We start from the raw sequence: 18,239 nt of genomic DNA, 5'->3' as shown, positions 1-18,239 counted from the left end.
CTACGCCTTCCCGTTTTGTTACATAGCTGACCACGAGATCCCAAATGAGTTTGTTTTCTGCCGTCGAGATGGCCCCGCGCGACCCGATCCTGGGCCTGAATGAAGCCTTCAATGCCGATACCCGTGCCACCAAGGTCAATCTGGGTGTTGGCGTGTACTTCACCGACGAAGGGAAAATCCCTCTGCTGCGCGCCGTGCAGGAAGCCGAGAAGGCCCGCCTGACCACCGCCACCCCGCGTGGCTACCTGCCGATCGAAGGCATCGCCGCCTATGACCAGGCCGTGCAGACCCTGCTGTTCGGCAAGGAATCGCCGCTGATCACCGAAGGCCGTGTTGTGACCGCCCAGGCACTCGGCGGCACCGGCGCGCTGAAGATCGGCGCCGACTTCCTCAAGCGCCTGTACCCGGATGCCAAGGTCGCCATCAGCGACCCGAGCTGGGAAAACCACCGTGCCCTGTTCGAGGCAGCCGGTTTCCCCGTGATCAACTACGCCTACTACGATGCTGCCAGCCACGGCCTGAATTTCGCCGGCATGGTGGAGTCGCTCAAGTCGTACGCCGCCAACACCATCGTGGTGCTGCACGCCTGCTGCCACAACCCGACCGGCGTCGACCTGTCGGCCGAGCAGTGGAAGCAAGTCGTGGAACTGATCAAGGAACGCAACCTGATCCCGTTCCTCGACATGGCCTACCAGGGCTTCGCGGAAGGCATCGAGCCGGACGGCGCCGCCGTGCGCCTGTTCGCCGAATCCGGCCTGCCGTTCTTCGTGTCGAGCTCGTTCTCGAAGAGCTTCTCGCTGTACGGCGAGCGCGTGGGCGCGCTGTCGATCGTCACCACGGGCAAGGAAGAAGCCCAGCGCGTGATGTCGCAGGTCAAGCGCGTCATCCGCACCAACTACTCCAACCCGCCGACCCACGGCGGCACCGTGGTCGCCACCGTGCTGAACAGCCCGGAGCTGCGCGCCATGTGGGAACAGGAACTGGGCGAGATGCGCGACCGTATCAAGCTGATGCGCCATGCGCTGGTGGACAAGCTGGCCGCCAAGGGCGTGCCGGGCGACTTCTCCTTCGTCAAGTCCCAGCGCGGCATGTTCTCGTACTCGGGCCTGAACTCGGCCCAGGTCGACGTGCTGCGCAACGAGCACGGCATCTACGCCGTGGGCACCGGCCGCATCTGCGTGGCCGCGCTGAACAGCCGCAACATCGACGCGGTGGTCAACGCCATCGCCGCCGTGCTGTAACGCAATACGCGTAAAAGTGCACAAAAAGGCGGCTTCGGTCGCCTTTTTCGTATCTCATGGCAATTTTTCACGTTCTTTTGCATTTGTCATCGAGAAGTACAGTGTTTGTCCTATTGTCTTTTTCCGATGCGAGCGTACCTTAGGGTATATGCTGCATCGCACGATCGTTCGATTACGCGCATAATCGGTAACACATTAGCAACTGTGTTTGTTGTATTTGTATTGTCCAGGCGTTGAATTCCAGCTTCGCCCCCAGCCTGATAGGGACCACGTCATGCTTTACCAGCTGCATGAATTCCAGCGCTCGATGCTGCACCCGCTTACCGCATGGGCGCAGGCTACGGCCAAGACCTTTACCAATCCCCTGAGCCCGATGTCCCTGGTGCCCGGCGCCACGCGACTGGCTGCCGGCTACGAGTTGCTGTACCGACTCGGCAAGGAATACGAAAAACCCGAATTCGATATCAAATCGGTACGCTCCAACGGCCGGGACATCCCGATCGTCGAACAGACGATCATCGAAAAGCCCTTCTGCAAGCTGGTGCGCTTCAAGCGCTATGCCGACGATCCGGAGACCATCAAGCTGCTCAAGGATGAGCCTGTGGTGCTGGTGTGCGCCCCCCTGTCGGGCCACCATGCCACGCTGCTGCGCGATACCGTGAAGACCTTGCTGCAGGACCACAAGGTCTATGTGACCGACTGGATCGATGCCCGCATGGTCCCGATCGAGGACGGCCGTTTCCGCCTGGCGGACTACATCCACTACATCCAGGACTTCATCCGCCATATCGGCGCTGAGAACCTGCACGTGATCTCCGTGTGCCAGCCCACGGTCCCGGTGCTCGCGGCCATCTCCCTGCTGGCATCGGCCGGCGAGAAGACGCCAAAGACCATGACCATGATGGGCGGCCCGATCGACGCACGGCGCAGCCCGACGGCTGTGAATTCGCTCGCGACCAACAAGTCGTTCGAGTGGTTCGAGAACAATGTGATCTATACGGTGCCGGCGAACTACCCGGGCCATGGCCGCAAGGTGTATCCGGGCTTCCTGCAGCACGCCGGGTTCGTAGCGATGAACCCCGACCGCCACCTGTCCTCGCACTACGATTACTACCTGAACCTGGTCGAGGGCGATGCCGACGACGCGGAAGCCCACGTGCGCTTCTACGACGAGTACAACGCCGTGCTCGACATGGACGCCGAGTACTACCTCGACACCATCCGCGAAGTGTTTCAGGAATTCCGGCTTGCCAACGGCACCTGGGAGATCGATGGCCAGCCGGTGCGCCCGCAGGACATCAAGGGCACCGCGCTACTGACGATCGAGGGCGAGCTGGACGACATCTCGGGCGCCGGCCAGACCGCCGCCGCGCATGAGCTCTGCGCGGGCATTCCCAAAGCGCGCAAGCAACACATCACGGCAGCCAAGTGCGGCCACTACGGGATCTTCTCCGGCCGCCGCTGGCGCCAGGAGATTTACCCGGAGCTGCGCGATTTCGTGCTCAAGCATCGTTGAGCCACGGCGCTTAAGCTGCACGCCGCCACGCCGCACCCATAAAAAACGCCCGCAAGCTGCGGGCGTTTTTTTTATGGGGCTGCAAGCTGCCTTAGCGGCGCTCCAGGTAAGCCAGCAGCATATCGGTGTGCAACTCGGCAAAGCGCTCGTGCTCATCCTGCGCCGCCACGTCGCGCCCGATCACCGCGCTGATGGTGTAACGATTGGACAGCACGTAGTAGCCAAGCGCGGAGATCGTCAGATATAGCTGCGAGACATCGACGTTGTCGCGGAACACCCCCTGCCGCTGGCCCCGCTTGACGATATCCGCGAGCACGTTAACCACCGGGTTGATCAACTGGTGCAGCTGGGTGGACTTCTTCAGGTGGCGCGCCTCGTGCAGGTTCTCGCTGTTGACCAGCCGGATGAACTCGGGATTGCGGTAGTACCAGTCCCAGACAAAGCGAGCCAGCGTGCGGACCGCCGCAACGGGATCCTCTTCGACGATGTGCAACTGCTCCTCGGCGGCGCGAAACTCCGCATATTGTTTTTCAAGGACGGCCAGGAACAAACCCTCCTTGCTGCCATAGTAGTAATACAGCATGCGCTCGTTGGTCTCGGCGCGGCGCGCGATCTGGTCGACACGCGCCCCTGCCAGGCCGCCCTTGGCAAATTCCTCGGTGGCCGCATCAAGGATGCGGCGGCGTGTTCCCTCGGGGTCCCGCTTGGTTCTGGTTTCGTTTCGCATGCGACGGCTGGTGAATCGTTGCGCGGATTATGGCACAGGGCAACTTGCGCGCAGCGGCCCCGGCAAAGGGCGCATCATCGCGCGTTTCTGCACTGCGGCGAAATCGGGGATAATCCCTGCCGCGTGCCCGTTCCGGCCAGGAAAAAAGAGAACGGCATCCGCGCCGTACCCGCAAACCCCAAAAGCTGTCGTGACCGCCATTTCCCAGACCCTCGCCGATCGCCTCGAAGCCCTGCTGCCGCAGACCCAATGCACCAAGTGCGGCTTCGACGGCTGCCGTCCCTATGCCGAAGCCATGGCGGCGGGCGAAGCAGCCGGCAATCGCTGCCCGCCGGGCGGGGAAGAGGGCATCCGCCGCCTGTCGGCGCTGCTCGGCGCGCCGCCGCAGCCGCTGGACCCGGAGCGCGGCGTGGAGCAGGCCCGCGCGGTGGCAGTGATTGACGAAGCGCTATGCATCGGCTGCACGCTGTGCATCCAGGCTTGCCCGGTCGACGCCATCGTTGGCGCGCCCAAGCAGATGCATACCGTGCTGGCGGACTGGTGCACGGGTTGCGACCTCTGCGTGGCCCCCTGCCCCGTCGACTGCATTGCCATGGTTCCCGTCAGCGCGCAGCGCACCGGCTGGGCAGCCTGGTCGCAGGTGCAAGCGGACGAGGCCCACGCGCGCTACCTCGCCCGCCGCTCGCGGCTCGTGCGCGAGCGCGAGGAGAACGATGCACGCTTGGCGGCCAAGGCGGCCGCCAAACTGCAGGCGCTGCAAGCCGAAGCGCCGCAAAGTGAAGAGGAACGCTCGGCGCGGGCACGCAAGCAGGCCATCATCCAGGCCGCCATCGAGCGGGCGCGCCTGAAGCAACAAGCGGTGCAGCCGCGCAATACCGAAAACGTCTCCCCTGCCGTGCAGGCACAGATCGACGCCGCCGAGGCCCGCCGCGCCAGGGCCGGCCTCACCGCCACACCGTGCCAGGCCGATCCCGATGCCGTGCCCGGCTCCAACCCAGCCCCCGAGGACTAATGAACGCTGCCAAGTGCCGCGCCTTGTTCGAGACACTGCGCGAAGTCAACCCGACCCCGGTCACCGAGCTGGAATACAGCTCGCCGTTCGAGCTGCTGATTGCCGTGCTGCTGTCCGCGCAGGCCACTGACGTGGGCGTGAACAAGGCCACGCGCAAGCTCTACCCCGTGGCGCACAGCCCGGAGCAGATGCTGGCGCTGGGCGAGGACGGGCTGATTGAGTACATCAAGACCATCGGCCTGTACAAGACCAAGGCCAAGCATGTCATAGCGACCTGCCGCATCCTGGTCGAACAGCACGGCGGCCAGGTGCCGCGCGACCGGGTCGCGCTGGAGGCTTTGCCGGGCGTAGGCCGCAAGACGGCCAACGTGGTACTGAATACCGCGTTCGGCGAGGCCACCATTGCCGTCGACACGCATATCTTCCGGGTAGCCAACCGCACCGGCCTGGCGCCCGGCAAGAACGTGCAAGTGGTGGAGCAGAAGCTGCTCAAGGCCGTGCCGCAGGAGTTCATGCACGATGCGCACCACTGGCTGATCCTGCATGGGCGCTATGTCTGCAAGGCGCGCAAGCCCGAGTGCTGGCACTGCGCGATCGAGCCGCTGTGCGAGTACCGCGAGAAGACCGAGGCGCCACGCATCTGAGCGCAGGCGCAACGGACAGGCAAAAAAAGACCCGCGCGAGGCGGGTCTTTACCTATCTGGCAGCGCTTGCGCTCAGACGATGCGGCAGGCTTCGTCGAACGACAGGCGCGGGCTGCGCGGGAACAGTTTGTCGGCCTCGCCATAGCCCAGGTTCACCAGGAAATTGACCGACCATTTGCCATCGGCGAAGAAGGCGGCATTCACCTTGCCAGCATCGAATCCGGCCATCGGGCCGCAATCCAGGCCGAGGGCACGCGCGGCCAGAATGAAATAGCCACCTTGCAGCGAGCTGTTCATCAGCGCGTCGCGGGCGATCTTTTCCGGCTGGCCGGCGTACCACGAGCGCGCATCGGCGTGCGGGAACAGCTTGGGCAGCTGATCGTGGAAGGCGTTGTCGAATGCGACGATGGCGGTAACCGGTGCCGAGCGGGTCTTCTCGACGTTGCCTGCGGACACGCACTCGACCAGGCGAGCCTTTTCCGCCGCGCTCTTGACGAACACGATGCGGGCCGGCGAACCGTTGGCAGCCGTCGGGCCAAACTTCATCGCGTCATAGATCTGGTGAAGCACGGCATCGTCCACTTGACGGTCTTGCCACACGTTGTGCGTACGCGCTTCGGTGAACAGCTGGGCGATTGCAACCTGATCGATCGGTTTCATGCGGTCGGTTCCTGAACAGAAAGTGAGAACCGGATTGTATCTAAGACGCCGCGCCTCGCCACGCAAGCGATTTGAGCAAGGGGTTCAATTCTGTTGCACATCCTGCGCGCCGGAACCCTTGCTGGTCAGCCAAAGCACGCCCGCCAGGATCAAGCCGCCGCCCAGCGCCTGCGTCATCCCGACATGCTCCCCGAGCAAAAGCGCCGCCAACACCACCGTCACCACCGGCTCGAGGGTGGACAACATCGAAGCCCGCGCCGCGCCGAGCCGTTGCAAGCCGGCAAAAAAGGCCAGGATCGCCAGAACCGTAGACAGCAGCGCGATCGCCAGCAGCGCCAGCCAGCCTGCGGCACTCTGTGGGAACTGCGGCGGCACGCCAGCGCCCGCGCGCAACACCCCCGCCACGATATAGACCACCGCGGCCGCACTGCACACCACGGTGGTAGTGGCCAGCGGATTGACGCCCGCCGTCACGCGCGCGCCCACGATGATGTAGACCGAGTAGATCGCGGCCGAGGCCAGGCCAAGCCCGATGCCCAGCGCCGAGCCCTGGCCACCCCCCACCGTCAGCCCCGCCCCCACCGAGCACAGCACGAGCGCGATCACGGATGCGGTGCCGAGCCGTTCCTTGAGGAAAACGGCGGCAAGGATGGTGACAAAGAGCGGATACAGGTAAAGCAGCAAGGCCACCAGGCTGGCCTGGGCATGATTGAGCGCGGTGAAAAAGCAGAACGACTGGCCAACATAGCCGATGCCGCCCATGGCAGCCAGCGCCAGCACCTTGCGCCAGCCCGGCAGGCTGACGCCGCGCAGGCGCATCGCCAGCGCCAGCGCGCCCGCGGCCAGCACGAAACGCACCGCCAGCAGGCCGTAGACATCGGTGCCCGCGTCGTAAGCAAAGCGCGCGAAAATTGCCATGGCGCCAAAGGCGCTGGCCGACAGGGCGATCAGCAACACGCCCGCGAGCTGCTCGCGGGCATGGCGCACGGGCTGCCGGACACGGGCGGCGGAGGAACGGGGAACGGACATGGTGGCGCGCTGGCAGGAAATGGACCCGGCGACGCCGGGCAACGCCGCATTCTAGTGGCTGGCAGGCCGATTCGGTCAGCTTGCGGGGGCCGGTTTGCGCTGCGCTGCAGCAGTGGAAGAGCTCGTTTACAATAGCGCCATCATGTTCAATCCCTCCCGCGAAGAAGTCCGCCGTTTTTTCTGTGAAGCCTGGCAGAAGCAACGCGCAGGCAGCGTCCTCACCCCCCTCGAACTCATTGCCGTCGACTGGATCGGCGAGCATCCCGAGTACCACAGCCTGCTCACCGACACGGAGGGCGCGCTGACCCAGGACTACACGCCTGAAGGCGGCCAGACCAATCCCTTCCTGCACTTGGCCATGCACCTGTCGATTTCCGAGCAGGTTTCCATTGACCAGCCCCCCGGCATCCGCCGCGCCTACGAATCCCTGGCGCAGCGCCTGGATTCACCGCACGAAGCGCAGCATCAGGTCATGGAATGCCTCGGCGAAATGCTCTGGCAGGCGCAACGCACCGGCATGCCGCCGGATGGCGAGCAATACATTGCCTCGATCCAGCGCCGCGCTACCCGCTAGGTGACGTCCCAGCCCCGCCCGGGTTGCGTACAAATCATCACAGAATTCTGGCGCATGGCGTGATAGGCACGTGATAGGCTGTACCGCGTCACAATATCCTGCCGCGTGCGCATCACCTCTTCACGTGGATGCGCTGCCGCCTCCCATGCTGCTCAGCACGCTCAAGCCCGAGATCCGCCGCGCCACGGCCAAGCCACCTGCGCTCCTGCTCGCCCTCGCCCTCGTGGCGGCCGGGCCGCTATCGAGCCATGCTGCCGTCGCGCTGCTGCAACCGCCGAAGGTGGTCGACGGCACCAAGCCCCTGACCCTGACCTTGTTGCTGAGCGCCGACGGTGCGAGCCGCAGCTTCCTGGTCCCCCAGGCGATCGACGTCACGGCTTCGGCCGATCTGCAGGCCCCTGTCAGGCTCAGCATGCAGCGTGTCAGCGCCGGCCCTTCGACGATCAAGCTGCGCAAAGGCGAGCACCGCACCGTCGAGTACAGTGCGCCGTTGCCGCCCAACCTGCGCGGCGTGGTCCGGCTGGATCCCGTGGACATCGACGCCGCGCCCGTGCTGGTCACGCTCAATCGCGCCCCGCGCGCCGACGATCCGCCGTCGGCCCAGGTCGCGGCGACCCCGGTGCCCGCCACAAGCGCCGAAGGAAGCACCCCGGCTGCACCTGTTGTACCTGTCATTCCGGTAGCAGCCGCCAGCCAGGCGTCGCCCGTCCAGCCAGACCTGAAAGACCAGGGCCGGCTGACCTTCAACGATCCGATGTACTTCATGGTCGGGGCGCATGGCGGGGCCAACGCCAAGTTCCAGTTCAGCTTCAAGTTCCGCATCTACCAAGGCGAGAATCCGGCTTCGCACGGCTTGCTTGAGAACCTGTACTTTGGCTACACGCAGTTCTCCCTGTGGGACCTGTCGAGCGACTCACGGCCGTTCCGCGACACCAACTACCGCCCGAGCCTGTTCTATTACCTGTCGGATACCGGCCTGCAGAACCGCGTGATCAGCCGGCTCTCGCTCGCGGCTGGCCTGGAACATGAGTCGAATGGCCGCGATGGCGCCCAGTCGCGCAGCATCAATACGGTGTTCGTCAAACCCACGTTTTACCTGGGGGACATGAGCAACTGGCACTGGAGTGTGTCGCCCAAGCTGTACTACTACGTCGAGAAGAACGACAACTCGGACATTGCCAGCTATCGCGGCTATATGGACCTGAAGCTGGCCTATGGCAAGCCGGACTCATGGGAGTTCGCCACCACCCTGCGCAAAGGCACGCAGAAGTATTACGGCAGCGTCGACGCATCGGTGACGTATCCGCTGGCCAGGCTGATCCCCGGCACGGCGGGTTACCTGATGGCAGGTTATTTCATCGGCTATGGCGAGAGCTTGCTGGACTACAACCGCAAGCTGCCTTGGCAATTCCGGCTGGGATACGCGCTGTCACGCTGACGCGCGGACGCGCCTAACCAGCCAGCGGCTTGCCACTAGCCTTCAGCCGTGCGTTAGCCACCGCCGCGGCAAACTGGCCCTGCCCATGCCAGCCGGTGGCCCGCCCCAGCTTCTTGCCCTTGTGGAAGAACATGAAGACCGGAATGCCGTGCAAGCCGAATCGCTTGCCCATATCCGGGTGCGCATAGACGTTAGCGTGCAGCCAGTGCAGCTCCAGCGCCCGCACCGGGTCTGGATTGGCCAGCATGGCTTTCTTGGCCATCTCGCAATTGAAGCAGTCTACGCCCCAGAAAAACACGCAGACCAGTGCATCGCCGGCGGCGGCGATAGCGCCATCAATGCCGGCGCCGTCCACCTCGCGCATGCCGAACACTTCGAAGGCGCGATGGTCGAGGTGCGCCGCCGGATCCACAGTGATGTCGGGCGTGACGGCATTGTCTGGCTTTGTGGACATAGATGTCTCCAGCAATAAAAAACGCCCGGGCCAGCGGCACCGGGCGTTGCTTGTGCCAGTCCGCCGGGCGGACCGCAACGAGGTGGCGCTTACTTGGGTGCGGACACCGTGACCAGCGCCGGGCGCAGCACGCGATCGGCGATCGTGTAGCCGCGCTGCAGCACCGTGACCACGGTGTTCGGCTCCTGCGGCGCCGGCACCATCGAAATGGCTTGGTGGCGGTGCGGGTCGAACTTCTCGCCAACCGGGTTCAGCTCGACGATCTTGCCCTTCTCAAAGGCGCTGACGAGCTGGCGGGCGGTCAGTTCGACCCCTTCGCGCAGCTTGGCGATATCGCCCGACCCGTCGGCCAGTGCCGCCTGCAGGCTGTCCATCACGGGCAGCAGGTAGTCGGCAAAGGTCTCGATGGCGAATTTATGGGCCTTGGCGACATCCTCCTGGGCGCGGCGGCGAATGTTCTCGCCTTCCGCGGTAGCCCGCAGGAACATGTCGTAGTTCTCCTTGGCCTTGGCTTCAAGCGCGGCCAACTGGGCCGCCACGTCCACGGCGGCGGCGTTATCGGCCTGGCCGGCCGGGGCGGTGTTCAGCTCCTCGCTGGCGGGCGTGAGCGGCGGCGTGGTGGATGGCGTCTGCTTCTGTTCTTCCATGTCGATCCGTATCAAACAAAGGCGCGGCCTGCCTGGTGCAGGCCGCCGGGTGGTCAATCGGCAAATGTAGCCTGCAGTTGGTGGCAGGCCCCCGGATTTTCAAGAGCGCACCGCGACAGTGCACTGAAATACAAGGTTACAAAGAGGGGTCTACGGAAATAGGGGTCATATTGCTTTGCTGCAGCGCACCCCCTAAGATGAAACCGTATAAAAATGACAAAAATAACGGGGTCGAAGATGCAACTCAAGTGGGGCCACTCTCGAAAGGTTAGCCATGCATAAGCTGCCTGTTCTGACGGTCTTCCTTCTCGCCGCATTATCGGTGATGACAGTCTTCATCTGCCTCTCCGGCGCCTTCACGCCGCGAGACACCGAATACGGCAGTGGCAAGGCGGTATTCAAACACTACATCATTCCCTACGTTCGCTGACCCAGCCGGGTGAGTCCGTACAGCTTGAATCGCCGTGCGCCTCACCCCCTGACGCCGTCGATCTGGCGGCGATCGCGCTTGGTCGGGCGCCCCTGCAGCTTCGATGCAGGCTCCACGTTAAGCCGCCGGTTCTCGGCGTCCTGCCGCCGGCGCGCCTCGCTGGCCTCGGTTTCCGCATAAAGCGTCTGGGCTACCGCGGCCGGGCCGCGTAAGCACGCAATCCCTTTCACCACGACTTCCCAGCGTTGCTGGTGCGCCTCCAGGACGACGGTGTCGCCCGGCTTGACCTCGCGCGAATTCTTGCACGCCTGGCCGTTGACCTGCACCTTGCCACGGTCCACCGCCTCGGCAGCCAGCGAGCGAGTCTTGAAGAAGCGCGCGCACCACAGCCATTTGTCGATGCGCAGGCGGGCATCGGCCTCGAAAGATACACTCATGTCATCACCCCCTTCCGTTGGGCAGCGCCGCGCTCATGCTGCGGCGCCGCGCGTCTGCGCGTGCGTGCGGCGGGCCTCCAGCTCATGCGGATGCGGCAGCCGCAGCGGCCAGCCCTGCAAGTGCTGCAAGCCGATCTCCGCCAGCCCGGCAATCCAGCTTTCCGAATCGTTGAGGCAGGGAATGTAGTGGAACACCTTGCCGCCTGCCACGTGGAACTCGGAGCGCCCTTCCACGGCGATCTCTTCCAGCGTCTCCAGGCAATCGGCCGGAAAGCCCGGGCAAAACACGTCTACCCGGCCGGTGCCGACCTTGCCGAGCTCCTGCAGGGTGGGCGCGGTATAGGGCTGCAGCCATTCCGCCTTGCCAAAGCGCGACTGAAAGGTAACCTGGTACTGCCCAGGCTGCAGGCCCAGCGCCTCGCCCAGCAGGCGCCCGGTCTTGAGGCACTCGCAATGGTAGGGATCGCCGAGCTCCAGCGTGCGGCGCGGTACGCCGTGAAACGACAGGATCAGCTTGTCGCCCCGCGCGAAATCCGGCGTGCCATGCTGCGCCCAGTATGCCCCCACCTGCTGGTGCAAGGCGGCAATATAGGCCGGATGGTCGTGGAAATGCTTGACCAGCCGCAGCTCCGGCTGGTTGCGCCACTGCTTGAGTACCCGGAACACCTCGTCGAAGCCCGTCGCCGTGGTGGTGCCGGAGTACTGCGGGTACAACGGAAGCAGCAGGATGCGCTCGGTCCCCTGGCGGCGCAGCGCTTCCAGCACCGAGCCGATCGAGGGATTGCCGTACCGCATGGCGCACGCCACCGTCACCTCATGGCCTTGCTGGTTCAGCAGCAGTTGCAAGGCGTGAGCCTGGCGCTCGGTGTGCACCAGCAGCGGGGAACCCGTCATATGCGCCTCCCGCAGCCAGATCGACTCATACTTCATCGCCGAGGCGCGCGAGCGCAGTGGCACGATGATGCCGTACAGCAGCGGCAGCCACGCCGCGCGTGGGATCTCCACGACGCGCGGGTCGGACAGGAACTGCTTGAGGTAGCTGCCGACCGCCTTCGGCGTTGGCGCATCCGGGGTGCCAAGGTTGATCAGCAGGATGGCCGTGCGCGGCGCCTGGCCATGCTGGTAGGCCGGTTCAGGGGTGAGCGTCATGTAATTTCCGGTGTGGCGGGGCGGCGCGGGCACAGGGCGCGCGGCCGCCAGGTCTCGCCGAGCTTACAGGATGAGGGGAACAGGCAGTTTGTGAGACCGGGCCGGGCCAACACTAGTTCTGGCTGAGCGCGCTGGACAACAAGCGCGCGGTGATGTCGACAATCGGGATCACCCGCTCGTAGGCCATGCGGGTCGGCCCGATCACCCCGAGCGTGCCGACGATCTGGCCGTCGACTTCGTAGGGCGCGGTAATGACCGCCATGTCTTCGAGCGGCACCAGCTTGCTCTCGCCGCCGATGAAGATCTGCACGCCCTGGGCGTGGCTGGAGACATCGAGCAGCTTGAGCAGGCCGGTCTTGTGCTCGAACACGTCGAACAGGCGGCGCAGCTTTTCCATGCTGGAGGACAGGTCTTCCACCTCCAGCAGCTTGCGCTCGCCCGAGATGAAGACGTGGTCGTCCTCCCCCTCGGCCATGGCATTGCTGCCCGCCTCCACCGCGGCCTGCATCAGTTGCGACATATCCATGCGCAGCGCCTGCAGCTCGCCGCGCAGGTGGTCGCGCACATTGTCGAAGCTCATGCCGGCAAAGTGCGAGTTGATGAAATTGGCGGCTTCGACCAGCTGGGACGGGGTGTACGGCAGCTCGGTCTGGATGATGCGGTTCTGCACGTCGCCCTCGGGGGTGACGATGATCAGCAGGATGCGCTTGTCCGAAAGCCGCATGAACTCGACCTGGCGGAACGCCTGGGCGCGCCTGGGGGTCATCACCACACCGGCGAACTGCGACAGGTTGGACAAGGTGTGCGCCGCCGACGTGATCATCCGCTGCGGCCCGAGCTGCTGGCCGTGCAGCTGGCCCCGGATCTTGCCGGTCAGCTCGGCCAGGTTGAGCGCGCCATCCAGCGGCTGGGCGGTCAGCATGGTATCCACGAACAGCCGGTAGCCGCGCGGCGTGGGGATACGCCCGGCCGAGGTATGCGGGCTGGCAATGAACCCCATTTCCTCCAGGTCGGACATCACATTGCGGATGGTGGCCGGAGACAGGTCGAGCCCCGAGTACTTCGACAAGGTCCGTGAGCCCACGGGCTGCCCCTCGGCGATGTAGCGCTCGATGAGGGTTTTGAGAAGCGTTTTCGCACGTTCATCCATGATGTTCCTGATTTTACGCAAGTTTTCACCATTCGGGCGGCTCATCGGCGATCCGGCCCGGCGCCAAGCGCCCTCCTGCTGACAATGGTCACGGCGGTATGGTCTAATCCCGGCATGTCTTCGCTCCCCAAGCCCGGCGCCGCGCGCGCCCCATTTCGCACCGTCGCCCTGATCGGCAGGTACGCCACAGCCGGCATCGAGGGCCCGCTGGAAGAGCTGGCCGCCTGTATCCTCAGGAACGGCCAGGATGTGGTGTTCGAGCGAGACACTGCCCTGGCCACCGGGCTGACCGACTATCCGGCACTGGCGCCCGACGAGATCGGCAAGCATGCCGATGTGGCGGTGGTGCTCGGCGGCGACGGCACCCTGCTGGGCCTGGCGCGCCAACTGGCCGGCTACCCGGTGCCGCTGATCGGCGTGAACCACGGGCGCCTTGGCTTCATGACCGACATCCCCTTGCAGGACGTGCACTCGGTGCTGCCCGACATGCTGGCGGGCCGCTACGAGTCCGAGACCCGCATGCTGCTGGAGTCCCAGGTGGTGCGCGACGATGGCGTGATCTTCTCCGCGCTGGCCTTCAACGACGTCGTGGTCAACCGTTCCGGCATTTCAGGCATGGTCGAGCTGGCGGTGTCGGTGGACGGCCATTTCATGTACAACCAGCGCTCCGATGGCCTGATCGTCTCCACGCCGACCGGCTCGACCGCCTATGCGCTGTCGGCGGGTGGCCCGATCCTGCACCCGACCCTGTCGGGCCTGGTGCTGGTGCCGATTGCCCCGCATGCGCTGTCCAACCGCCCGATCGTGCTGCCGCACGACGCCGAAGTGTCGATCGAGGTCGCCACGGCGCGTGACGCCAGCGTGAACTTCGACATGCAGTCGCTAACCTCGCTCTTGCCCGGCGACCGCATCGTGGTGCGGCGCTCGGCCAAGACCGTCAACCTGCTGCACCCGATCGGCTACAACTATTACGCCACGCTGCGCAAGAAGCTGCACTGGCATGAGTACCCGAGCGAAGACAACCGGCTCTGATCCGCCCCGGCCCGCACCGATCCGGCCCAGATCCGTCCCCTGACATCACCCAGCCCCGACCCGTCGACCACGATGCTGCGCAGCCTGTCCATCCGCGATTTCGTCATTGTCGATACCCTCGACCTCGACTTCTCCCCGGGCTTCACCGTCTTCACCGGCGAGACCGGCGCCGGCAAGTCGATCCTGATCGATGCGCTGGCCCTGGTGCTGGGTGAGCGCGCCGACGCCGGCGTGGTCCGCGAAGGCGCCGCCCGGGCCAGCATCAGCGCCACCTTTTCCACCCCGGCCGGGCTCGACGCCTGGCTGGCCGAACACGATCTCACCGGCGACGAAGGCACGGTGCTGCTGCGCCGCACGGTAGACGCCAGCGGGCGCGGCAAGGCCTTTATCAATGGCGCCGCCGCCACGCTGGGCCAGCTGCGCGACATCGGCGACCGCCTGGTCGATATCCACGGCCAGCATGCCCATCAGCTGCTGCTGCGCCCCGACGCCCAGCGCCTGCTGCTCGATGCCCATGCCGGGCTCACCGCGCAGGCCGGCGCGGTAGCCGAAGCCTGGCGCTCGTGGCGCGCGTGCGTGCGCCAGCGCGAAACCGTCGAGCACCGCTCGCGCGAGATGCAGCTGGAACGCGAGCGTCTCGAATGGCAGGTCGGCGAGCTCGAGAAGCTGGCGCCGCAACCCGGCGAATGGGAAGACATCCAGGCCGAGTACAACCGGCTGTCGCACGCCGCCGGGCTGATCGAGGGCAGCCGCGCCGCGCTCGAGGCGCTGTCCGAGGCCGATGGCTCGGTGCTGTCCGGGCTGAACAGCGTGGTGCAGCGCCTGCGGCAGATGGCTGACGTCGACCCCGCGCTGGGCGACGTACTGGCGGCGCTGGACCCGGCGCTGGTCCAGGTCGAGGAGGCCGCTCACTCGCTCAACCGCTACGTCGACCGGATCGACCTGGACCCCGAACGCTTGCAGGTGGTGGAGGCGCGCATGCAGGCGCTGCACACCACCGCGCGCAAGTACCGGATGCCGCCCGAGCAGCTGCCGGACGAACTGATGGCGCGCCGCCAGCAACTGGACGATCTCCAGTCCGCGCAGGACCTGAACAAGGCGATGGCGCGCGAAGCCGCGGCCCGCGCCGCCTACCTCACCATCGCCCAGCACCTCGGCGCTGCCCGCAAGGTGGCGGCCGAAAGCCTGTCGGCCGCCGTGACGGATGCCATGCAGGGCCTGTCCATGGCGGGCGGCAGTTTCGCGGTGGCGCTGCACCCGCTCGACGAAGGGCAGAGCCACGGCCTGGAACAGGTCGAATTCCTGGTGGCAGGCCATGCCGGCGTCAGCGCGCGCCCCTTGGCCAAAGTGGCGTCGGGCGGCGAACTGGCCCGGATCAGCCTGGCGATTTCCGTCATTACCAGCGAGGCCGCGCCCACCCCCACCCTGATCTTCGACGAAGTCGACACCGGCATCGGCGGCGCGGTGGCCGAGGTGGTAGGCCGCCGCCTGCAGGAACTCGGCCGCGCCCGCCAGGTGTTGTGCGTGACCCACCTGCCGCAGGTGGCCGCCCAGGCCGGCGCCCACCTGCTGGTCAGCAAGGAGACCAGTCAGCGCGATGGCACAGGCTCGGTCACCCGCTCGCGCATCCGCGCCCTCGACCCCGCCGGCCGCGTGGTCGAAACCGCACGCATGCTGGGTGGGACCACGGTGACGCCCACCACAGTGCAACACGCCGAGGAGATGCTCGCGCAAGGCCTGCGCGGCACCACCGGCACGGCCCGGGAGGCGCGCCGCTCGCGGCGCAGCGCAGGCTGATCGCCTGCGCCCTGGCCCGTAACCATTCAGGAGTTTCCCCATGTCACTCGGCAAACAGCCACACTCCCGCTCACTGGCTCGCCCTCTGCGGATCACCGCCGCCTGCGGCCTGCTGGCCTTGCTGGCCCTGACCGCTTGCCAGGCGCAACAGCGCCCGTCGGCGCCACCGCTCAACAGCATCAGCGCCGATCGCGCCGTAGGCGACATCATGGTGCGCTTCTCCGCGCCGCCCGTCACCGTGTCCGAAGACGCCGATCGCTTGCTGGCGTCGATTGCCGGGCCGATCCGCTTCGTCGTCAAGCGGCCCATGTCGGGCGGCGTGTGGCTGGTCACCGCGATCTCCGCGTCGGCCGATGCCACGATCGACCAGGCGCTTGCCACGCTGCGCGGCACCCCCCGCATCGAGCTGGCCGAGCCTGACCGCGTGCTCAAGCCGAACCGCACCCAGCCCATTGGCCGCGACATGCCGGCGAGCTGATTCCGGCGGCGACCCGATTCCTGTCGTCGGAATCCATGACTTGGACGTTGAAGGTTGAAAGCTGAAGGTGGAAGGTTGAATGCTGTAACCGCGGTCAGTCCGAAGCGGCATCAACGGGAGAAGGCAGACATGCAGGCAAAGCGTCAATTCCAATCTGGCGAAACGCGGCGCGTGGCGCCCCATGTCGCCCTGCTGCTGGCGCTGGGCGCCGCCCTCTGGCTGGGTGCGCCGGCCGCAGCCAGCGCAGCCCCCGACCCCGCCGCGCGCCCCGCGCCGCACTACACCGGCAACTTCATCGTGCGCTGGCGTGACGGCAGCACAAGCACAACCGCCGGCGCAAGCGCCACCAGCGCCAGCGACAGCGCCGCTGCCAGCGGCCTGTCCGAGCGCATGCTGAGCGTGCGCCAGAGCACCGGCGTGGCGCTCTCGGTCAAGCGCCAGATGGGCGGCAGCCTGCAACTGCTGAGCGTCTCCGGCAGCGATGCCGCCGACCCGGAAGGTACCGCCGCCCGGCTGCGCCAGGATCCGCGCATCGCGGAAGTGGTGCCGGACCGCTGGCTGCGGCTGCACGACACCGTGCCTAACGATCCCGAGTTCGCGCTCAACCAGCCCTACCTCGGCACCCCCGCCCAGGTGGTGGGCGGCGTGAACCTGCCGCCCGCATGGGACCGCACGCGCGGCAGCAGCAGCCTGGTGATCGCCGTGCTCGATACCGGCTACCTGCCCCACCCCGATCTCGCTGGCCGCATTGTGCCAGGCTATGACTTCATTACCGATCCGGCCATCGCCAACGACCGCGATGGCCGCGACGCCGATGCCACCGACGCCGGCGACGGCGTGCCGGCGGGCTTCACCTGCCCAGGCACCACCACGCCGACCACGACCGCAACCAACAATAGCTGGCACGGCACCCGCGTGGCAGGCACGCTTGGCGCACTCACCAATAACGGGGTGAATATCGCCGGTGTGGACTGGAACGCCCGCATCCAGCCGGTGCGCGTCTCCGGCCGCTGCGGCGCGCTGCTCTCGGACACGGTGGATGGCATGCGCTGGGCTGGCGGCCTCTCCGTACCCAATGTGCCGGCCAACCCCACCCCGGCGCGCGTGATCAACGTGAGCCTGGGCGGCGGGACCTGCTCCAGCATCGAGCAGCAAGCCGTGACCGACCTCGCCGCGAATGGCGTGGTGGTGGTTGCCGCCACGGGCAACAGCGCCGGCGCGGTCGAGGCACCCGCCGACTGCGCCGGCGTGGTCGCCGTAACGGCACATGCCAATGACGGCGAGAACGCCAGCTATGCCAATGTGGGGCCGCAGGTTGCGCTGAGCGCGCCGGGCGGCGGCTGCGGCAACTCCAAGGTGTCGGGCGGCAAATGCTCGGTGGCGGAGTCGTTCATCCGGACCCTGTCCAATGACGGCACCACTTCGCTTGGCAACTACAACGTCATCAACTCGCAAGGCACCAGCTTTGCCGCGCCGCTGGTATCGGGCGTGGTGTCGCTGATGCTCGCCGCCAACCCGGCCCTAACGCCCGCCCAGGTGCTTGCCACCTTGAAGAGTTCGGCACGGCCCCATCCGGCTGGCACCTATTGCACGGCCGCCGCCAATGCCGGCATCTGCGGCGCAGGCCTGCTCGATGCCAATGCTGCCGTGGCCGCCGGCACGCAGGTGGTCCAGCCGGCCCCCGCCGCGCCAGCCGCCTCCTCGGGCGGCGGCGGCGGCGCGATTTCGTGGCCGCTCGCGCTCGGGCTGGGCGCGCTTGGCTTGCTGTTGAACTGGGTCGGACGCCGCCGGCGCCCGGTACGGTCGCGCTGAAACCGCGCTGAA

The 18,239-nt window shown here is 66.2% G+C and carries 19 protein-coding genes; 11 read left to right on the top strand and 8 right to left on the bottom strand.

Going from position 1 to position 18,239, the window contains the following annotated elements; all coding sequences use genetic code 11:
* The first annotated feature begins 44 nt into the window (after positions 1-44).
* Both AC1Q7Q_RS01835 and AC1Q7Q_RS01830 read left to right on the top strand, forming a co-directional pair.
* A complete protein-coding gene (locus AC1Q7Q_RS01835; RefSeq protein ID WP_043344875.1) occupies positions 45-1,241 on the top strand; it encodes an amino acid aminotransferase in 1,197 nt (398 codons plus the stop codon).
* Positions 1,242-1,515: 274 nt separating this feature from the next.
* Positions 1,516-2,757 carry a polyhydroxyalkanoate depolymerase gene (locus AC1Q7Q_RS01830; RefSeq protein WP_492372693.1) on the top strand — a complete coding sequence of 414 codons (1,242 nt, stop codon included), beginning with the start codon at positions 1,516-1,518 and terminating at the stop codon, positions 2,755-2,757.
* Between the two features lie 91 nt (positions 2,758-2,848).
* Here the strand turns inward: AC1Q7Q_RS01830 and AC1Q7Q_RS01825 are convergent, their stop codons facing one another.
* Entirely contained in the window at positions 2,849-3,484 is a 636-nt protein-coding gene (locus tag AC1Q7Q_RS01825; RefSeq protein WP_043344870.1) for a TetR/AcrR family transcriptional regulator, read from the bottom strand.
* Between the two features lie 190 nt (positions 3,485-3,674).
* On the opposite strand from AC1Q7Q_RS01825, the gene rsxB reads away from it, so the two are divergent.
* Positions 3,675-4,496, top strand: coding sequence for an electron transport complex subunit RsxB (gene rsxB / locus AC1Q7Q_RS01820; RefSeq protein ID WP_492372694.1), 822 nt, complete (start codon positions 3,675-3,677; stop codon positions 4,494-4,496).
* Entirely contained in the window at positions 4,496-5,140 is a 645-nt protein-coding gene (nth, locus tag AC1Q7Q_RS01815) for an endonuclease III (RefSeq protein ID WP_492372695.1), read from the top strand. Before rsxB ends, nth begins: the two co-directional genes overlap by 1 nt.
* A gap of 72 nt (positions 5,141-5,212) precedes the next feature.
* Here the strand turns inward: nth and AC1Q7Q_RS01810 are convergent, their stop codons facing one another.
* Both AC1Q7Q_RS01810 and AC1Q7Q_RS01805 read right to left on the bottom strand, forming a co-directional pair.
* Positions 5,213-5,800 carry a malonic semialdehyde reductase gene (locus tag AC1Q7Q_RS01810; protein WP_043344864.1) on the bottom strand — a complete coding sequence of 196 codons (588 nt, stop codon included), beginning with the start codon at positions 5,798-5,800 and terminating at the stop codon, positions 5,213-5,215.
* 84 nt (positions 5,801-5,884) lie between these two features.
* Entirely contained in the window at positions 5,885-6,829 is a 945-nt protein-coding gene (locus AC1Q7Q_RS01805; RefSeq protein WP_492387125.1) for a DMT family transporter, read from the bottom strand.
* 142 nt (positions 6,830-6,971) lie between these two features.
* Between AC1Q7Q_RS01805 and AC1Q7Q_RS01800 the strand changes: the two genes are divergently transcribed.
* Both AC1Q7Q_RS01800 and AC1Q7Q_RS01795 read left to right on the top strand, forming a co-directional pair.
* A complete protein-coding gene (locus AC1Q7Q_RS01800; protein WP_492375759.1) occupies positions 6,972-7,403 on the top strand; it encodes a DUF1841 family protein in 432 nt (143 codons plus the stop codon).
* A gap of 145 nt (positions 7,404-7,548) precedes the next feature.
* On the top strand, positions 7,549-8,841 hold the full coding sequence (locus AC1Q7Q_RS01795; protein WP_492375760.1) for a phospholipase A: 1,293 nt from the start codon (positions 7,549-7,551) through the stop codon (positions 8,839-8,841).
* Positions 8,842-8,854: 13 nt separating this feature from the next.
* On the opposite strand, the gene AC1Q7Q_RS01790 is transcribed toward AC1Q7Q_RS01795, so the two are convergent.
* Positions 8,855-9,295 (bottom strand): thioredoxin family protein, encoded by a 441-nt coding sequence (locus AC1Q7Q_RS01790; RefSeq protein ID WP_492375761.1) that lies wholly within the window; start codon positions 9,293-9,295, stop codon positions 8,855-8,857.
* An 89-nt stretch (positions 9,296-9,384) separates the two neighbouring features.
* Positions 9,385-9,942, bottom strand: a complete 558-nt coding sequence (gene grpE, locus AC1Q7Q_RS01785; RefSeq protein ID WP_253930874.1) for a nucleotide exchange factor GrpE — start codon at positions 9,940-9,942, stop codon at positions 9,385-9,387.
* Positions 9,943-10,216: 274 nt separating this feature from the next.
* Here grpE and AC1Q7Q_RS01780 point away from each other — a divergent pair, with 274 nt between their 5' ends.
* Positions 10,217-10,372, top strand: a complete 156-nt coding sequence (locus AC1Q7Q_RS01780; RefSeq protein WP_006160162.1) for a hypothetical protein — start codon at positions 10,217-10,219, stop codon at positions 10,370-10,372.
* Between the two features lie 41 nt (positions 10,373-10,413).
* Here AC1Q7Q_RS01780 and AC1Q7Q_RS01775 read toward each other — a convergent pair whose 3' ends face one another.
* The 3 genes from AC1Q7Q_RS01775 to hrcA form a co-directional block, all read right to left on the bottom strand.
* Positions 10,414-10,809: an RNA-binding S4 domain-containing protein gene (locus AC1Q7Q_RS01775; protein ID WP_492375762.1), complete on the bottom strand. Its 396-nt coding sequence runs from the start codon at positions 10,807-10,809 to the stop codon at positions 10,414-10,416.
* 33 nt (positions 10,810-10,842) lie between these two features.
* A complete protein-coding gene (hemH, locus tag AC1Q7Q_RS01770; RefSeq protein ID WP_492375763.1) occupies positions 10,843-11,958 on the bottom strand; it encodes a ferrochelatase in 1,116 nt (371 codons plus the stop codon).
* 112 nt (positions 11,959-12,070) lie between these two features.
* On the bottom strand, positions 12,071-13,108 hold the full coding sequence (gene hrcA, locus AC1Q7Q_RS01765; protein WP_492375764.1) for a heat-inducible transcriptional repressor HrcA: 1,038 nt from the start codon (positions 13,106-13,108) through the stop codon (positions 12,071-12,073).
* A 114-nt stretch (positions 13,109-13,222) separates the two neighbouring features.
* On the opposite strand from hrcA, the gene AC1Q7Q_RS01760 reads away from it, so the two are divergent.
* The 4 genes from AC1Q7Q_RS01760 (at position 13,223) to AC1Q7Q_RS01745 (ending at position 18,227) form a co-directional block, all read left to right on the top strand.
* Positions 13,223-14,140 carry an NAD kinase gene (locus AC1Q7Q_RS01760; protein ID WP_174422855.1) on the top strand — a complete coding sequence of 306 codons (918 nt, stop codon included), beginning with the start codon at positions 13,223-13,225 and terminating at the stop codon, positions 14,138-14,140.
* 72 nt (positions 14,141-14,212) lie between these two features.
* Positions 14,213-15,937 carry a DNA repair protein RecN gene (gene recN / locus AC1Q7Q_RS01755; RefSeq protein WP_416048056.1) on the top strand — a complete coding sequence of 575 codons (1,725 nt, stop codon included), beginning with the start codon at positions 14,213-14,215 and terminating at the stop codon, positions 15,935-15,937.
* Positions 15,938-15,977: 40 nt separating this feature from the next.
* Positions 15,978-16,415: a hypothetical protein gene (locus AC1Q7Q_RS01750; protein ID WP_492375765.1), complete on the top strand. Its 438-nt coding sequence runs from the start codon at positions 15,978-15,980 to the stop codon at positions 16,413-16,415.
* Positions 16,416-16,544: 129 nt separating this feature from the next.
* Positions 16,545-18,227 (top strand): S8 family peptidase, encoded by a 1,683-nt coding sequence (locus AC1Q7Q_RS01745; protein ID WP_492375766.1) that lies wholly within the window; start codon positions 16,545-16,547, stop codon positions 18,225-18,227.
* Positions 18,228-18,239 lie beyond the last annotated feature (12 nt).

The sequence above is a fragment of the Cupriavidus sp. GW823-FHT07A04 genome, from assembly GCF_058794615.1.
This window is presented reverse-complemented; position numbering and strand designations above follow the sequence as displayed.

What these genes read in the sequence shown, in the direction of transcription:
- AC1Q7Q_RS01835 (WP_043344875.1), top strand. Translation starts at nt 45, where the DNA reads ATGAGTTTGTTTTCTGCCGTCGAGATGGCCCCGCGCGACCCGATCCTG.
- AC1Q7Q_RS01830 (WP_492372693.1), top strand. Translation starts at nt 1,516, where the DNA reads ATGCTTTACCAGCTGCATGAATTCCAGCGCTCGATGCTGCACCCGCTT.
- AC1Q7Q_RS01825 (WP_043344870.1), bottom strand. Translation starts at nt 3,484, where the DNA reads ATGCGAAACGAAACCAGAACCAAGCGGGACCCCGAGGGAACACGCCGC.
- nth (WP_492372695.1), top strand. Translation starts at nt 4,496, where the DNA reads ATGAACGCTGCCAAGTGCCGCGCCTTGTTCGAGACACTGCGCGAAGTC.
- AC1Q7Q_RS01810 (WP_043344864.1), bottom strand. Translation starts at nt 5,800, where the DNA reads ATGAAACCGATCGATCAGGTTGCAATCGCCCAGCTGTTCACCGAAGCG.
- AC1Q7Q_RS01805 (WP_492387125.1), bottom strand. Translation starts at nt 6,829, where the DNA reads ATGTCCGTTCCCCGTTCCTCCGCCGCCCGTGTCCGGCAGCCCGTGCGC.
- AC1Q7Q_RS01800 (WP_492375759.1), top strand. Translation starts at nt 6,972, where the DNA reads ATGTTCAATCCCTCCCGCGAAGAAGTCCGCCGTTTTTTCTGTGAAGCC.
- AC1Q7Q_RS01795 (WP_492375760.1), top strand. Translation starts at nt 7,549, where the DNA reads ATGCTGCTCAGCACGCTCAAGCCCGAGATCCGCCGCGCCACGGCCAAG.
- AC1Q7Q_RS01790 (WP_492375761.1), bottom strand. Translation starts at nt 9,295, where the DNA reads ATGTCCACAAAGCCAGACAATGCCGTCACGCCCGACATCACTGTGGAT.
- grpE (WP_253930874.1), bottom strand. Translation starts at nt 9,942, where the DNA reads ATGGAAGAACAGAAGCAGACGCCATCCACCACGCCGCCGCTCACGCCC.
- AC1Q7Q_RS01780 (WP_006160162.1), top strand. Translation starts at nt 10,217, where the DNA reads ATGCATAAGCTGCCTGTTCTGACGGTCTTCCTTCTCGCCGCATTATCG.
- AC1Q7Q_RS01775 (WP_492375762.1), bottom strand. Translation starts at nt 10,809, where the DNA reads ATGAGTGTATCTTTCGAGGCCGATGCCCGCCTGCGCATCGACAAATGG.
- hemH (WP_492375763.1), bottom strand. Translation starts at nt 11,958, where the DNA reads ATGACGCTCACCCCTGAACCGGCCTACCAGCATGGCCAGGCGCCGCGC.
- hrcA (WP_492375764.1), bottom strand. Translation starts at nt 13,108, where the DNA reads ATGGATGAACGTGCGAAAACGCTTCTCAAAACCCTCATCGAGCGCTAC.
- AC1Q7Q_RS01760 (WP_174422855.1), top strand. Translation starts at nt 13,223, where the DNA reads ATGTCTTCGCTCCCCAAGCCCGGCGCCGCGCGCGCCCCATTTCGCACC.
- recN (WP_416048056.1), top strand. Translation starts at nt 14,213, where the DNA reads ATGCTGCGCAGCCTGTCCATCCGCGATTTCGTCATTGTCGATACCCTC.
- AC1Q7Q_RS01750 (WP_492375765.1), top strand. Translation starts at nt 15,978, where the DNA reads ATGTCACTCGGCAAACAGCCACACTCCCGCTCACTGGCTCGCCCTCTG.
- AC1Q7Q_RS01745 (WP_492375766.1), top strand. Translation starts at nt 16,545, where the DNA reads ATGCAGGCAAAGCGTCAATTCCAATCTGGCGAAACGCGGCGCGTGGCG.